At 63.7% G+C, this 13127-nt stretch carries 14 protein-coding genes; 5 read left to right on the top strand and 9 right to left on the bottom strand.

Features of this window, described 5'->3' with window-relative positions; all coding sequences use genetic code 11:
* Window positions 1–135 precede the first annotated feature (135 nt).
* From ATC00_RS06000 to alr, 3 genes are all read right to left on the bottom strand, one after another.
* Window positions 136–735, bottom strand: coding sequence for a CvpA family protein (locus ATC00_RS06000; RefSeq protein ID WP_037379721.1), 600 nt, complete (start codon window positions 733–735; stop codon window positions 136–138).
* A gap of 142 nt (window positions 736–877) precedes the next feature.
* Entirely contained in the window at window positions 878–2281 is a 1404-nt protein-coding gene (gene radA / locus ATC00_RS05995) for a DNA repair protein RadA (protein WP_037379723.1), read from the bottom strand.
* Between the two features lie 136 nt (window positions 2282–2417).
* A complete protein-coding gene (gene alr / locus ATC00_RS05990) occupies window positions 2418–3557 on the bottom strand; it encodes an alanine racemase (protein WP_064252260.1) in 1140 nt (379 codons plus the stop codon).
* Window positions 3558–3699: 142 nt separating this feature from the next.
* Between alr and ATC00_RS05985 the strand changes: the two genes are divergently transcribed.
* From ATC00_RS05985 to ATC00_RS05975, 3 genes are all read left to right on the top strand, one after another.
* On the top strand, window positions 3700–4557 hold the full coding sequence (locus tag ATC00_RS05985; protein ID WP_064252259.1) for an AraC family transcriptional regulator: 858 nt from the start codon (window positions 3700–3702) through the stop codon (window positions 4555–4557).
* A gap of 121 nt (window positions 4558–4678) precedes the next feature.
* Window positions 4679–5332, top strand: a complete 654-nt coding sequence (locus tag ATC00_RS05980; protein WP_153045175.1) for an AzlC family ABC transporter permease — start codon at window positions 4679–4681, stop codon at window positions 5330–5332.
* The gene (locus tag ATC00_RS05975) at window positions 5329–5634 is read left to right on the top strand and encodes an AzlD family protein (protein WP_064252257.1); all 306 of its coding nucleotides are present in this window, start codon (window positions 5329–5331) and stop codon (window positions 5632–5634) included. The genes ATC00_RS05980 and ATC00_RS05975 overlap by 4 nt, the downstream gene beginning before the upstream one ends.
* Window positions 5635–5701: 67 nt before the next feature.
* Here the strand turns inward: ATC00_RS05975 and ATC00_RS05970 are convergent, their stop codons facing one another.
* From ATC00_RS05970 to rpsF, 5 genes are all read right to left on the bottom strand, one after another.
* Entirely contained in the window at window positions 5702–7201 is a 1500-nt protein-coding gene (locus ATC00_RS05970) for a replicative DNA helicase (RefSeq protein WP_064252256.1), read from the bottom strand.
* A 368-nt stretch (window positions 7202–7569) separates the two neighbouring features.
* Window positions 7570–8145, bottom strand: coding sequence for a 50S ribosomal protein L9 (rplI, locus tag ATC00_RS05965; protein WP_037379733.1), 576 nt, complete (start codon window positions 8143–8145; stop codon window positions 7570–7572).
* 36 nt (window positions 8146–8181) lie between these two features.
* Window positions 8182–9135: a YybS family protein gene (locus ATC00_RS05960; RefSeq protein ID WP_037379735.1), complete on the bottom strand. Its 954-nt coding sequence runs from the start codon at window positions 9133–9135 to the stop codon at window positions 8182–8184.
* A gap of 192 nt (window positions 9136–9327) precedes the next feature.
* Window positions 9328–9576, bottom strand: coding sequence for a 30S ribosomal protein S18 (gene rpsR / locus ATC00_RS05955; RefSeq protein WP_012707461.1), 249 nt, complete (start codon window positions 9574–9576; stop codon window positions 9328–9330).
* 24 nt (window positions 9577–9600) lie between these two features.
* Window positions 9601–10050, bottom strand: coding sequence for a 30S ribosomal protein S6 (gene rpsF / locus ATC00_RS05950; RefSeq protein WP_064252255.1), 450 nt, complete (start codon window positions 10048–10050; stop codon window positions 9601–9603).
* Between the two features lie 372 nt (window positions 10051–10422).
* Between rpsF and ATC00_RS05945 the strand changes: the two genes are divergently transcribed.
* Window positions 10423–10755, top strand: a complete 333-nt coding sequence (locus tag ATC00_RS05945) for a four-helix bundle copper-binding protein (RefSeq protein ID WP_064252254.1) — start codon at window positions 10423–10425, stop codon at window positions 10753–10755.
* A 34-nt stretch (window positions 10756–10789) separates the two neighbouring features.
* Here the strand turns inward: ATC00_RS05945 and ATC00_RS05940 are convergent, their stop codons facing one another.
* Window positions 10790–11833, bottom strand: a complete 1044-nt coding sequence (locus ATC00_RS05940) for an aldo/keto reductase (RefSeq protein WP_064252253.1) — start codon at window positions 11831–11833, stop codon at window positions 10790–10792.
* Window positions 11834–12158: 325 nt separating this feature from the next.
* On the opposite strand from ATC00_RS05940, the gene fabD reads away from it, so the two are divergent.
* Complete coding sequence (gene fabD / locus ATC00_RS05935; protein ID WP_064252252.1) at window positions 12159–13103, top strand: ACP S-malonyltransferase; 945 nt, start codon at window positions 12159–12161, stop codon at window positions 13101–13103.
* Window positions 13104–13127 lie beyond the last annotated feature (24 nt).

Below are 13127 nucleotides of genomic sequence, written 5' to 3'. Positions count from 1 at the left end.
TTGCTCCGTGCCGGTGCGCATATCGTGATCAGGCTGCCAGACGTCAAGCGATCTTAGCCGAAATGCCTGGCAAGCGTTATTTCCAAATGGACAAAGCCCGCACAGCGGGCTTTGTTGCAAATTTCCTCGTTTCCTTTAGCCGTTCGTCGCCGGCGTTTCCTCGGCGGGCGACTGTTCGGTGGCGGCCGGCGGAGCATCGCTTTCACCTTCGCCCGTCGTGTCCTTGCCGCGCAGGCGGTCGAGAATGGTAGCGTCCGCCTCTTCCGGCAGCAGCGCGACCAGCTTGTTGCCAAGATTGTCGAGCAGCGGCTTCGACTTCGCCTGGGTGACCCAGATCGGCTGCTGCGGCGGCGCCACGAGCCAGTTGAAGAACAGCATGGCGACGACGACGAGGAGGATGCCGCGTGCGGCACCGAAAAGGAAACCGAGCGTACGGTCGAGCGCGCCGATGCGGCTGTCGATGATGAAGTCGGCGATCCGCATGGTGACGAAGGAAATGATGATCAGCGCCACCAGGAAGATCACCGCGGCCGAGCCGATCATCGCGACCGTGTCATTGGTGGTGTATTGCTTCGCATAGGGCAGGAGGTACGGATAGAGGAAATAGGCCGCCGCCGCCGCACCAACCCAGCTCGCGACCGAAAGGACCTCGCGCGAGAAGCCGCGCACCATGGCGAGGATGGCCGAAAACAGTGCGACGCCGAGAACGATACCGTCGAGAATTGTAATGGGCATGTTGTCCTTACTCCGACCCCGTCTTGACTCGGGTCTTACCAAGCTTATCCGCCGCAGGCCCCGTCTGCACGCGCCCGGATCATCTTTCCACCGCTTGTCGACGGCGTCGCGCCGCAAGCGCGTTTCGGTGCCACCCGATCCTTCATTCTGCCTCGTCCGTCTGTTGCAGGGCGCGCCGCGATCCGGCGATGCGCGCCACCAGGTCCGGCAGGCTTTCCATCTCGCTCCAGCGGCCATTGCCGCTCTTCGCCAGGTCGGCTGTTGCAGACGGCAATACGGCCTGGGAAAAACCGAGCTTCTCGGCTTCCTTGAGACGTTGAGCGGTATGCGAAACCGGCCGGACTGCGCCCGACAAGCTGACTTCGCCGAAATAGACGCAATCGGCCGGAAGAGCAAGCCCGGCGAGCGACGAAACCAGCGCGGAAGCGACGGCAAGATCCGCCGCCGGCTCGGAAATACGGTACCCTCCGGCGACATTCAGATAGACGTCGTGCTGCCCGAGCCGGACGCCGCAATGGGCCTCCAGCACCGCAAGGATCATGGAGAGCCGCGCCGAGTCCCAGCCGACGACCGCCCGTCGCGGCGTGCCGAGCGAGGTCGGTGCGACCAGCGCCTGCACCTCGACAAGCAGCGGCCGGGTTCCTTCCATGCCGGCAAAAACCGCGGCACCGGGCGATTTCTCGTTGCGTTCGCCGAGGAAGAGCTCGGATGGATTGGCAACTTCGCGCAGGCCTTGGTCCGACATCTCGAAGACGCCGATTTCATCGGTCGGCCCGAAGCGGTTCTTCACCGTCCGGAGGATACGATAGTGATGGCCGCGGTCGCCCTCGAAATAGAGGACGGCGTCGACCATGTGCTCGACGACCCGCGGCCCGGCGATCTGGCCCTCCTTGGTGACATGCCCGACGAGCACGACCGCCGTGCCCGTCTGCTTGGCGAAGCGGATCATCGCCTGCACGCCGGTGCGCACCTGCGTCACCGTTCCAGGGGCTGAGTCGACCGTGTCGCTCCAAAGCGTCTGGATAGAGTCGATGATGACGAGATCCGGGCGCTTGCCTTCCGAAAGCGTCGCCAGGATGTCCTCGACATTTGTTTCGGCGGCGAGCAGCACGTCGCTGTCGGCGGCGCCGAGCCGCTGGGCACGCAGGCGCACCTGGGCCACTGCCTCTTCGCCCGAGACGTAGATCACTCGATGCTTGCGGCGCGAAAGCGCTGCCGCCGCCTGCATCAGCACGGTCGACTTGCCGATGCCGGGATCGCCGCCGACAAGTAGCGCCGAGCCGCGCACGAAGCCGCCGCCGGTAACGCGGTCGAGTTCGGATATGCCGGTCTCGATGCGCGGAGCCTCCTCGATCTCGCCGGAAAGCGTGGTGAGTGCCACCGGCCGTCCCTTCTTCGGCGCGCGCGTGGGACCGCCGCCGATGCCTCCCATCGGGTCTTCCTCGACGATGGTATTCCACTCGCCGCATCCGTCGCACTTGCCGACCCAGCGGGAGTGCACGGTGCCGCAATTCTGGCAGACGAACTGGGTGCGGGTTTTCGCCATCGGGATCAGCTTTCGGAAAGTTACAAGAGGCAGGGGGGCGGTCCGTCTCCGCCTCGGGAGAATCACTTCGAGCGGTCACATAATGACGCGAAATGCCGATTGAAAGGGTGATTTTCGATGCCGCCTGAAACGACGATCAGGCACCGCACACATAGGTTCGGCAATAGCGGTGTCCGAGGCTCGTCAGCAACTCGTAGCCGATCGTACCGCCGGCCCGCGCCACATCGTCGATGGCGACGTTTCGACCAAAAAGCTCGATATAGTCTCCGGCACGCACCGCCCGTTCCGGCAGGTCGGTGACGTCGAACAGGCTGAGATCCATCGTGACCCGTCCGACATGCGGAACCTTCCTGCCATGCAGGAACCCGAAGGCACCCGACGGCATCGCCTGCCTCAGCGTGACCCCGCCGCCCGACACCGAGCGGTGATAGCCGTCGGCATAGCCGATTGCCACGGTTGCGATGCGGCTGTCGCGCGTGAATCGCGCCGAAGCCCCGTAGCTTGCCGTTCCGCCCGACGGGACAGTGCGCAGCTGCAGGATGCGCGCTTCTGCGGTCACCACCGGCTTCATCGGGTTGACGGCATCGTTGACCGCTTCGCCGCCATAGACCGCGATGCCCGGACGGGTGAGGTCGAAATGGTAGTCTCCGCCGAGGAAAACGCCGCCGGAATTCGCAAGGCTGGCCGGCACGCCTTCGAAGGCTGCCGCCACTTCGCGAAAACGCTGCAGTTGATAGAGGTTCATCGGATGTTTCGGATCATCGCCGCAGGCAAGATGGCTCATCACCAGCACGGGCGAGAAACTCGCCGGGCGCGCCGGATCGTGAGCCAGCGCTACGGCCTCTTCGACCGACAGGCCGAGCCGGTTCATGCCGGTATCGACATGGAGGACGCAAGGATGGTCGCCCCGCTCGGAAAGCGCCGCCATGAAGCCGGCAAGCTGCTCCTCCGAGTTGATGATCGGCACGAGGTCGTTGGCGAAGAAAAGCTCCTCATTGCCGGGCCACATGCCGGCGAGAATATAGATGCGGGCGTCGGGCAGGAGCGGGCGCAGTTCCGCGCCTTCCTCGGCATCCGCGACGAAGAAATCGCGTGCGCCGGCCGCGTAGAGCGTCGGCGCCGCATGCGCGACGCCGATACCATAGGCATCGGCTTTGAGCACGGCGGCGGCACGGGCCTTGCCCGAGCGCTCGTTCATCGCCCGCCAGTTGTCGGCGAGTGCTGTCAGGTCGATGGTGAGGCGGTTCGAGGCAGCGAGGAATTCGGGGCTGTGCATGGGAGAACTCTTGCATGGGCGATATGTGAGCAATACATCCAAGCGCCCCGTGCCGCAAACCTCTTCGGGCTGACCGCCGACCTCGCGAAAGCTGAGCACTTTTGTGCAAGACGAAAAATCTCGGCACCGTTAGGATCGGCCGATGCATACGATTTCCCAGGAAGAGGCCATCGAGGCCATGCCGCTCAAGGGAGCCGAGCAGACCCGTTTCTGGCGGGATGCGCGGTTCAAGGGCATGGAATGCCTGAGCGCGACATTCATCACGCACGAGTTCGCGCCGCATGCGCATGAAACGTTCAGCATTGGTGCCATCGAGGCGGGTTCGCAGATCAGCACCATCAAGGGCGAGCGTTCGCAGACGGGGCCGGGAGACCTCTACCTGATCAATCCCGACGAAACCCATGACGGGCATCCGGGCAATGACGGCTATCGCTACAGGATGATATACCCGTCCGTGGAGCTGTTCGTCGAAATTCTCGAAGATATCACTGGCCGTCCGTTCCGTGGCACGCCGTGCTTCTCGCGTCAGTGGCTGACGGACCTCGAGCTTGCAGCCGCCTTCCGGCATGCACATCAGCTGCTGGAAGGAAAGACAGGCGCGCTCGAGGCGGACGAGGGCATGTTCGGATTTCTGGCGACGCTGTTCGAGCGGCACGGCAGCGCGATTATCGTTCCGGTGCGCAAGCGCGAGAGTTCCGCGGTTCACCGCGCCCGCGACTATCTGCTCGAAAATTATTCGAGCGACATCGGCCTCGACGAGCTTGCGAAGGTCGCCGGCCTCAGCCGCGCCCATCTAATCCGGGCGTTCCGCAAGGAGTTCCACATCACGCCCCATGCCTTCCTGACCGACAAGCGGGTGCGCGAAGCAAGGACGCTCTTGCGAGAGGGCTGGTCGCCGGCCGACACCGCCTATCATTGCGGCTTTGCGGACCAGGCGCACTTCACCCGCCATTTCAAGGCGCGCACCGGCGTGACGCCGGGGGCCTTCCGCATCGGCTGATCACTTTCGTTCAAGACCGGCCGCCGCCGTCCGTTCTATGAGCTCTCCGCAAGTCAATGCGGAGATGACGGACGTGAGAAGTGCATCGATATCTCAGGACTTTCTCGGCGGCATGAGGGCGATGTCGCCGCTGACCGTAGCGGTGATGCCGATCGGCCTGGTGTTTGGTGCCGTGGCCGCAAGCAAGGGCCTGAGCAGCCTTGAAGCGACGCTGATGAGCGCCCTTGTCTTTGCCGGCGGATCGCAATTCGTCGCCATGGACATCTGGACGCATCCGGCCTCCTGGGGCGCGCTCGCCTTTTCGGCGCTGCTCGTCAATATCCGTCACGTGCTGATGAGCGCTTCGCTCGGCACGAAGATGCCGGCGTTTTCCGGCCCGGCGAAATATGCCGCGATGTTGCTGCTCGCTGATGAAATTTGGGCCATGGCCGAGGTCCGCGCCGGTCAGGCACGGCTGACACCCGCCTGGTATGCGGGTCTCGCCGTACCGTTCTATTGCGTCTGGGTTCTTTCGAGCGTGGCGGGCGCTGCCGCCGGCGCGCTCCTCGGCGACCCGAGGGCGATCGGCCTGGATTTCGCATTCCCGGCCGTATTCACTGTCTTGGTGATGGGCTTCTGGAAGGGGCGCGATACCGGCGCGGTGCTCTTTTCCAGCGCCGCGGCGGCGGTCTTTGCTCATCAATTCCTGCCGGGCGTCTGGTACATCGCGGCCGGTGCCGCCGCCGGCGTTGCCGCAACGCTTCTCACGAGCCGGCGCCAGGAGGTCTGCGCATGACGCTCGATCCCGATACGCTCCTCGCCATCATCGCAATGGCCGCAGCTACGGTGCTGACCCGCATCGCCGGGCTCCTCGTCATCCGCTTCGTCGCGATCGGCCCGCAGCAGAAGCGCGCCCTGGAGGCGATCCCTCCTGCCGTGCTGATGGCAGTCATCGCCCCGACGGCTCTCGTGACCGGGCTGGCCGAGACGCTGGCGACCGTTGCGACGGCGCTCGCCGCCATGCGACTGCCGCTGCTTGCGGCCGTAGCCATTGGCGTCTTAGTCGTAGCGATCGCAAGAGCGCTGATCGGGGCGTGAAATCGCCCCTCACGCGCTCTGCCCGCAGTCGGGGAAATGGTCGGGCGGGTTGAGGGGCCCAATACGCTCAATGCTCGTACTGCGTGAACGACGAATCGGCCAGGTCGGTGAAACGGGTGAATTCCGACTGGAAGGCGAGCTTCACCGTGCCGGTCGGGCCGTGACGCTGCTTGGCGATGATCACGTCAGCCGTCCCCTTCACCTGCTCCATCTTCATCTTCCACTCTTCGTATTTAGGGTCGAACTCGTCGCGCGGCTCCATGTTCTTCACATAGTATTCCTCGCGGAACACGAAGAGCACGACGTCGGCATCCTGCTCGATCGACCCCGATTCACGCAGATCCGAAAGCTGCGGGCGCTTGTCCTCTCGGCTTTCCACCGCGCGCGACAGCTGTGACAGCGCGATGATCGGTACGTTTAGCTCCTTGCCGAGCGCCTTCAGGCCGGTGGTGATTTCGGTGATCTCCTGCACCCGGTTTTCGCCCGATTTCTTTGAGCCGCTCATGAGCTGCACGTAGTCGACGACGAGCACGTCGAGACCACGCTGGCGCTTTAGGCGGCGGGCGCGGGCTGCGAGTTGGGCGATCGAGATGCCACCGGTCTGGTCGATATAGAGCGGCACCTTCTGCATCATCTGCGAGCAGGCGACGAGCTTCTCGAAATCGGCTTCGGAGATATCGCCGCGGCGGATCTTCGAGGAGGACACTTCGGTTTGCTCGGAGATGATACGCGTCGCAAGCTGTTCGGAGGACATTTCGAGCGAGTAGAAGCCGACGACGCCGCCGTTTTTCGCCTTGAAGGAGCCGTCCGGCTGCACTTCCGGTTCGTAGGCCGCGGCGATGTTGTAGGCGATGTTGGTCGCAAGCGAGGTCTTGCCCATGCCCGGGCGGCCGGCCAGGATGATCAGGTCCGAGCGCTGCAGGCCGCCCATCTTGCCGTCGAGCGAATGGATGCCGGTGGAGATGCCAGAGAGGTGTCCGTCGCGTTCGAAGGCCTGGCCGGCCATGTCGATGGCGAGCGCCACTGCGTCGTTGAAGGACTGGAAGCCGCCATCGTAACGGCCGGTCTCCGCGAGTTCGAAGAGGCGCCGTTCAGCGTCCTCGATCTGGCTCTGCGGCGGCATGTCGAGCGGCGCATCATAGGCGATGTTGACCATGTCTTCGCCGATGGTGATCAGCGAGCGGCGGAGCGCCAGGTCGTAGATCGCCCGGCCGTAATCTTCGGCGTTGATGATCGAGACGGCTTCCGCGGCAAGACGCGCGAGATATTGCGCGACGGTCAGATCGCCGACCTTGTCGTCGGCCTTGAGGAAGGTTTTGACCGTAACCGGGTTGGCGGTCTTGCCCATGCGGATGATTTCGCTGGCGACCTCGAAGATCTTGCGATGCAGCGGCTCGTGAAGATGCACCGGCTTGAGGAAATCGGAGACACGATAGAAGGCGTCGTTGTTGACCAGGATGGCGCCGAGCAGCGCCTGTTCGGCTTCCAGATTGTTCGGCGCCTCGCGGTAATGCTGGTCCGCCTGATCCTTGGGCAAGGGAGCGAGCTTTCGCGCTGCGTCGTTCATGGTAGGTCCGTATCCGCCTCTGAAATCCGTGAGCCAACCGGTTTGCTGCCTGCCCTCCACCAAGTCTAGTGTAGCTGTGCAACAGTGCCGGAGCTTGCGACTCCGCCTTGGAATTTTGGCGGTTGTGCACACTGATTCACAGGGCGCGCGGGTAGACCCGAAACATGCCGCGCCGGGCGTTGCGCCAAGGCCGAGGGCAGCCGCAAATCTATCTGATTCGCTTTCCCGCGTCGTCCAGCATTACAGCGCCGCGCCTCTATTCAGACGCGCAAAGGTCGCTGTAGCTGGCCCCATGCTGTCGCGTGGCGGCAAAAGAAAAGCCCGGATCGCGGGGATCCGGGCTTCTCGCTCAGCGCTGTCGCTGAAGCTTATTCTTCTTCGCCTGCGAACTCGGCTTCCGGGTTGAAGAAGTCTTCCGGCTTCAGGGCGTCTTCGTCGACGCCGTAGATGGCCTCGGCGGAGGTCAGGCTTTCGCCCTTGGCCTGACGCTCGGCTTCTTCGGCCGACCGGGCGACGTTGATCTCGATGACCACGTCGACTTCCGCGTGCAGGTGCAGCGTTACCTTGTGAACGCCGATCGCCTTGATCGGCTGGTTGAGGTTGACCTGGTTGCGGTTGATGTTGAAGCCTTCGGCAGCCAGGACGTCGATGATGTCGCGCGCGGCAACCGAGCCGTAGAGCTGGCCGGTTTCGCCTGCCGAGCGGACGATCACGAAGGACTTGCCGTCGAGCTTGTCGGCGACCTTCTGGGCTTCCGACTTGCGCTCGAGGTTGCGGGCTTCGAGCGTTGCACGCTCGGATTCGAAGCGGGCCTTGTTGGCGGCGTTGGCGCGCAGCGCCTTGCCGAGCGGCAGCAGGTAGTTACGGGCAAAGCCGTCGCGAACCTTTACGGTTTCGCCCATCTGGCCGAGCCTGGCGATGCGTTCGAGGAGAATGACTTCCATGTTGAGTTTCCTTTTCAGTTTGGCATTGTTCGTTGGTTAGCTTTTCCCCGTCGGCGTGACCGCGATGGTGCGTCGCGTGTCGGTCAATCCGGACAGGAGGAAGAAGACCGCCGGGATCGTGAAAACGAGCACCGACAGATAGGCGATCCACAGCACGGGAAGCCGCCAGGACTTGCCGCGCGTACGGAAATGGAAGGAGGCGAAGCCCGAGAGCAGAAAGCCCGCCCCGAACGTGCCGCAGACGAGGGCGCCGATCGCCGCCGGTGCGCCGCCGAGAAACGTGAGGATCAGGCCGCCGAGGAAGACGAAGATGGCGTTGCGGTGCATCCTCAGCGAAGAGGGGATGTCCTCCCGCGGCCGCAGGGACTTTCCCGACATCTGGACGATCCGGGTGGCAACGTAATAGGCGGCAAACAGCATGACGACCCAGAGCGCGCCCTGCACCAAAGGCAGCGCCAGCGTGAACATCGATTTGAACTGGGAAATCGTGGCCGCGTCAGGATTGTAGAGCGGTTCCTGGGCCTTCACCGCCTCGACGAGCATGTCGACCATCAGGTCAGAGACGCTGGAATCATATCCGACGATCGTGGCGACGATGATCATGCCGAGGGTGACGAGCCCGGCGAGATGGCCGAGGATATCGGAGAGCGGATACCAGGCAAGCGCGCCCTCAGGGCCGCCGAGTTCGGAGGCAGGCCGCGCCAGATTGGCGAGATGGCTGAGCCAGGCCGCCGGAACGAGCGTTACGACGAGGATGAGCAGCGCGAAATAAGGCGAGACCAGACTTGCCGCCGTCGCTCCGGCCACGATGATCGCGGTGAGCGCTGCGGTATTGCCCCAGCCGAGGCCGGCAATCAGGATCGGCAGTGCGGAAGCGGCATAGAGAACGATTGCCAGGGACGACTGCGTGTTCGCGCCCATCGACAGAAGGGCGGCGGTAACGCCGGCAAGCGCGCCGGTGATCAGCGATGTCCTGTTCCAGTTCTTCAACGTTCGCTGTCCTGCTTCAAACGCAGTTAGGGGCGCGCTCATGGCTGCCCCAACATGGGATTTGGCGCATTGCGCGCCGGTTCCGATCCGCGCCCACCGCGGAAGGGAGGCGTCAAGGCACTCACCCGAAGGAAGCGCCTCGACGCAGAGTCCGTTACCGTTGAGTCAGGCGACCAACGGAGAGAGAGGGCCTTACGATACGACGTAGGGCAGCAGGCCGAGGAAGCGTGCACGCTTGATCGCCTGGGCGAGTTCGCGCTGCTTCTTCTGGGAAACGGCCGTGATACGGGAAGGAACGATCTTGCCGCGCTCGGAAATATAGCGCTGCAGGAGGCGAACGTCCTTGTAGTCGATCCGCGGAGCGTTTGCGCCCGAGAAGGGGCAGGTCTTGCGGCGACGGTGGAAGGGGCGGCGTACCGGAGCGGAAGAAACTTCAGCCATTGTCTTTATCTCCTAGGCTTCGGGTTACGCGCGGTCTTCGCGCGGGCGGCGCGGACGGTCGTCGCGATCGCCACGATCCGGACGCGGACCACGGTCACCGAAACCACCACGGTCCGGACGGTCGCCGTCGCGGCGCGGACGGTCGTCGCGGTCGCGCTTCTGCATCATCGCGGACGGGCCTTCCTCGTGCTTCTCGACGGCGATCGTCATGTAGCGCAGGACGTCTTCGTTGATGCGCATCTGGCGCTCGACTTCGTGGACTGCCGGTGCTGGAGCATCGATATCCATGAGGACGTAGTGAGCCTTGCGGTTCTTCTTGATGCGGTAGGTGAGGGACTTCAGGCCCCAGTTCTCGACCCGGCCGACCTTGCCGCCGTTCGATTCGATGACACCCTTGTACTGCTCGACGAGGGCGTCGACCTGCTGCGGCGTGATGTCCTGCCGAGCGAGGAATACGTGTTCATAAAGAGCCATTGTGGCTTGCCTTTCTTGCGTTAATCAGCCCGGACCTCGGCGGCTAAGCCTCAACGACTGTTCTTATGGGCTCGGACGAGCCGGCAAGAAAGTGTTGTATCGAGACGGTCGAGAGCGGAGACACGGGAGGCCGGAACAGCTTGTCGTTCCTGGCGGCCTCCGAGCAAGGAAGCCGGCCCTCCGTTCAGCCACCAGCCAGAAGACCGGGCGTTTCGAACAGCGCGCTTATACGGATTTTCAGCCGAAATGCAAGGCGCGATCGGAAGATCCTGCGTCGGGCCGAAATCTTAGGGAATGTTCGCAGCGCCAAGTTGCGGAACATTCGGCCCACTTCCCTGTTGGCCCGGCAGTCGTAAACTGCAGGAGACGACAATGCACCATACCGATCCGAAGATGCAGGAGTGCATCGAAAATTGCCTGGTCTGCTACCGCGCCTGTCTTTCGACGGCAATGAGCGATTGTCTCGAGGCGGGCGGCAAGCACACCGAGCCCGATCATTTCCGGCTGATGATGGTCTGCGCCGAGATATGCCGGACCTCGGCGCACTTCATGCTGATCGGAACGCCCCATCACCGGCACGTCTGCAGCGAATGCGCGGAGATCTGTGCCGAGTGCGCGGCTGACTGCGAACGCATCGGCGACATGGCCGAATGCGTCGATGCCTGCCAGCGCTGCGCCGAAAGCTGCCGTCAGATGGCCGCCTGACGCGGGATTGCCTGGAATGGGAAGACGGCGTCGCTTAGATCGGCGCCGGATAGAGCCGGTGGAGACGGCGAATTCCATTCAGCACATCCTGCGACAGCGTCACGTCGGCGGCGCCGATGTCGGTCTTGAGCTGCGGGATTGATGTTGCGCCGATGATGACGGACGCCATGAAGGGGCGCGTCAGGCAAAAGGCGAGCGCCATCTGCGCCGGATCCAGGCCATGCTCGCGCGCCAGCGCCACATAGGCGGCGACCGCCGGCTCTTGGTGCGGCGTGAAGCGTCCGCCGAGGTCGCCATTGATCGACAGGCGCGAGCCGGCGGGCCTTGCCCCGTCCAGATACTTGCCCGTCAGCAAACCGGCTGCGAGCGGTGAATAGGCAAGCAGTCCGACATCCTCATGGTGCGAGAGTTCGGCGAGATCGAGGTCGAAGGCGCGGTAGAGCAGGTTGTACTCGTTCTGGATGCTGGCGATCCGCGGCAGGCCATGTCTCTCGGAGAGATCGAGCATCTTCATTGCGCCCCAGGCGGTGTCGTTCGAAAGCCCGATGGCGCGGATCTTGCCCGCCTTCACTAGATCGCCGAGCTTGTCGAGAATGGCCTTCAGATCGGCGGCGACATGCTCCTTGTCCTGCCGCGATGGGTCGTAGGACCAGGCATTGCGGAAGTGGTAGTGGCCACGATTGGGCCAGTGCAGTTGGTAGAGATCGACATAGTCGGTCTTCAGCCGCATGAGGCTGGCGTCGAGTGCTTCGTCTATCCCTTCAGGCGTCATCGGACCGCCGTTGCGGATATAGGGACGGCCGGGGCCGGCGACCTTGGTGGCAAGCACCACGTCGTCGCGCCGGCGGCGGCCCACCAGCCAGTCGCCGATGATCCGCTCGGTATTGCCGTAGGTTTCCGCCGAAAGCGGCGTTGTCGGATAAAGTTCGGCGGTGTCGATGAAGTTGACGCCGCGTTCGACCGCATAGTCGAGCTGCCCGTGGGCTTCGATCGGTGTGTTCTGCGAACCCCAGGTCATCGTGCCGAGGCAGATTTCGGAAACCTTGATGCCGGTGCGGCCGAGCGTATTGTAGCGCATGAAGCGACGTTCCTTGTATTGGCGGATGCGCGCCGGCGGGAGGAGAAAGGCACGCTGCCCTCGAATAGGGTGCTGCCGCAACCTGGAGGATATCGAGCCGGTGCGGCGGTGCGGGCAAACTTAAGCCTTGCTTGACGAAGATCAAGGGCAAAAGCCGGCAACGAGGGGGCGGCGCGCTTGACTCGCCGTTCAGGAATGTGAATGGAGAGAAACCCGGTGGGGTAAGGATACTGTGGCGCCGGCGCCCGCATTCCGCTCACACCGAGAAAGCAGATTGCGACGGGCCGGACGATCGTCCGTCGAAATCCAGGGAAGGGCACGCCTGATGAGCATTGCATTCACGTTCCCCGGTCAGGGCAGCCAGGCTGTCGGCATGGGCAAAGAACTGGCGGAAGCCTTTCCGGAGGCCGGAGCCGTCTTCGCCGAGGTCGACGACGCGCTCGGCGAAAGGCTTTCCGACGTCATGTGGAACGGCCCTGAAGAAACCCTGACGCTGACGGCGAATGCACAGCCGGCGCTGATGGCCGTTTCGATGGCGGTCATCCGGGTGCTCGAGACGAAGGGCCTCGATCTCAGAAGCAAGGTCTCCTTCGTCGCCGGACATTCGCTCGGCGAGTATTCGGCGCTCTGTGCGGCCGGAACCTTTTCGATTGCCGACACGGCGCGGCTCCTGCGCATCCGCGGCAATGCGATGCAGGCGGCCGTCCCGGTCGGCAAGGGCGCGATGGCCGCGATCATCGGCCTGGAGCACGACGATGTCGAAGCGGTCTGTCGCGAAGCGTCATCGCTTGGCGCCTGCCAGATCGCCAATGACAATGGCGGCGGACAGCTGGTGATTTCGGGCGAGAAGCAGGCGGTGGAAAAGGCCGCCGCACTCGCCTCGGAAAAAGGCGCCAAGCGCGCGCTTATGCTGCCGGTCTCCGCACCTTTCCATTCCGCTCTGATGGAGCCTGCCGCCGAAGCCATGCGCGAGGCCCTTTCCAAAGTCGAGAAGCGCGATCCGGTCGTGCCGGTCGTCGCCAATGTGCTCGCCGCCCCAGTCAACGATGCGGGCGAGGTCGCCCGGCTGCTCGTCGAGCAGGTCACCGGCCAGGTCCGCTGGCGCGAGACGGTAGAATGGTTCGCCGCCAATGACGTGACGACGCTCTACGAGATCGGCTCGGGCAAGGTGCTGACCGGACTTGCCCGGCGGATCGACAAGACCGTCAACGGCATTGCCGTCAATACGCCTGCCGACATCGACGCGGCGCTTGCCGCCCTTCTGGCCTGACGCCCCAATCGCCCATTGTAAAAG

The organism is Sinorhizobium americanum, assembly GCF_001651855.1.
Lineage (GTDB): Bacteria > Pseudomonadota > Alphaproteobacteria > Rhizobiales > Rhizobiaceae > Sinorhizobium > Sinorhizobium americanum.
This window is presented reverse-complemented; position numbering and strand designations above follow the sequence as displayed.

What these genes read in the sequence shown, in the direction of transcription:
- ATC00_RS06000 (WP_037379721.1), bottom strand. Translation starts at nt 735, where the DNA reads ATGCCCATTACAATTCTCGACGGTATCGTTCTCGGCGTCGCACTGTTT.
- radA (WP_037379723.1), bottom strand. Translation starts at nt 2,281, where the DNA reads ATGGCGAAAACCCGCACCCAGTTCGTCTGCCAGAATTGCGGCACCGTG.
- alr (WP_064252260.1), bottom strand. Translation starts at nt 3,557, where the DNA reads ATGCACAGCCCCGAATTCCTCGCTGCCTCGAACCGCCTCACCATCGAC.
- ATC00_RS05985 (WP_064252259.1), top strand. Translation starts at nt 3,700, where the DNA reads ATGCATACGATTTCCCAGGAAGAGGCCATCGAGGCCATGCCGCTCAAG.
- ATC00_RS05980 (WP_153045175.1), top strand. Translation starts at nt 4,679, where the DNA reads ATGTCGCCGCTGACCGTAGCGGTGATGCCGATCGGCCTGGTGTTTGGT.
- ATC00_RS05975 (WP_064252257.1), top strand. Translation starts at nt 5,329, where the DNA reads ATGACGCTCGATCCCGATACGCTCCTCGCCATCATCGCAATGGCCGCA.
- ATC00_RS05970 (WP_064252256.1), bottom strand. Translation starts at nt 7,201, where the DNA reads ATGAACGACGCAGCGCGAAAGCTCGCTCCCTTGCCCAAGGATCAGGCG.
- rplI (WP_037379733.1), bottom strand. Translation starts at nt 8,145, where the DNA reads ATGGAAGTCATTCTCCTCGAACGCATCGCCAGGCTCGGCCAGATGGGC.
- rpsR (WP_012707461.1), bottom strand. Translation starts at nt 9,576, where the DNA reads ATGGCTGAAGTTTCTTCCGCTCCGGTACGCCGCCCCTTCCACCGTCGC.
- rpsF (WP_064252255.1), bottom strand. Translation starts at nt 10,050, where the DNA reads ATGGCTCTTTATGAACACGTATTCCTCGCTCGGCAGGACATCACGCCG.
- ATC00_RS05945 (WP_064252254.1), top strand. Translation starts at nt 10,423, where the DNA reads ATGCACCATACCGATCCGAAGATGCAGGAGTGCATCGAAAATTGCCTG.
- ATC00_RS05940 (WP_064252253.1), bottom strand. Translation starts at nt 11,833, where the DNA reads ATGCGCTACAATACGCTCGGCCGCACCGGCATCAAGGTTTCCGAAATC.
- fabD (WP_064252252.1), top strand. Translation starts at nt 12,159, where the DNA reads ATGAGCATTGCATTCACGTTCCCCGGTCAGGGCAGCCAGGCTGTCGGC.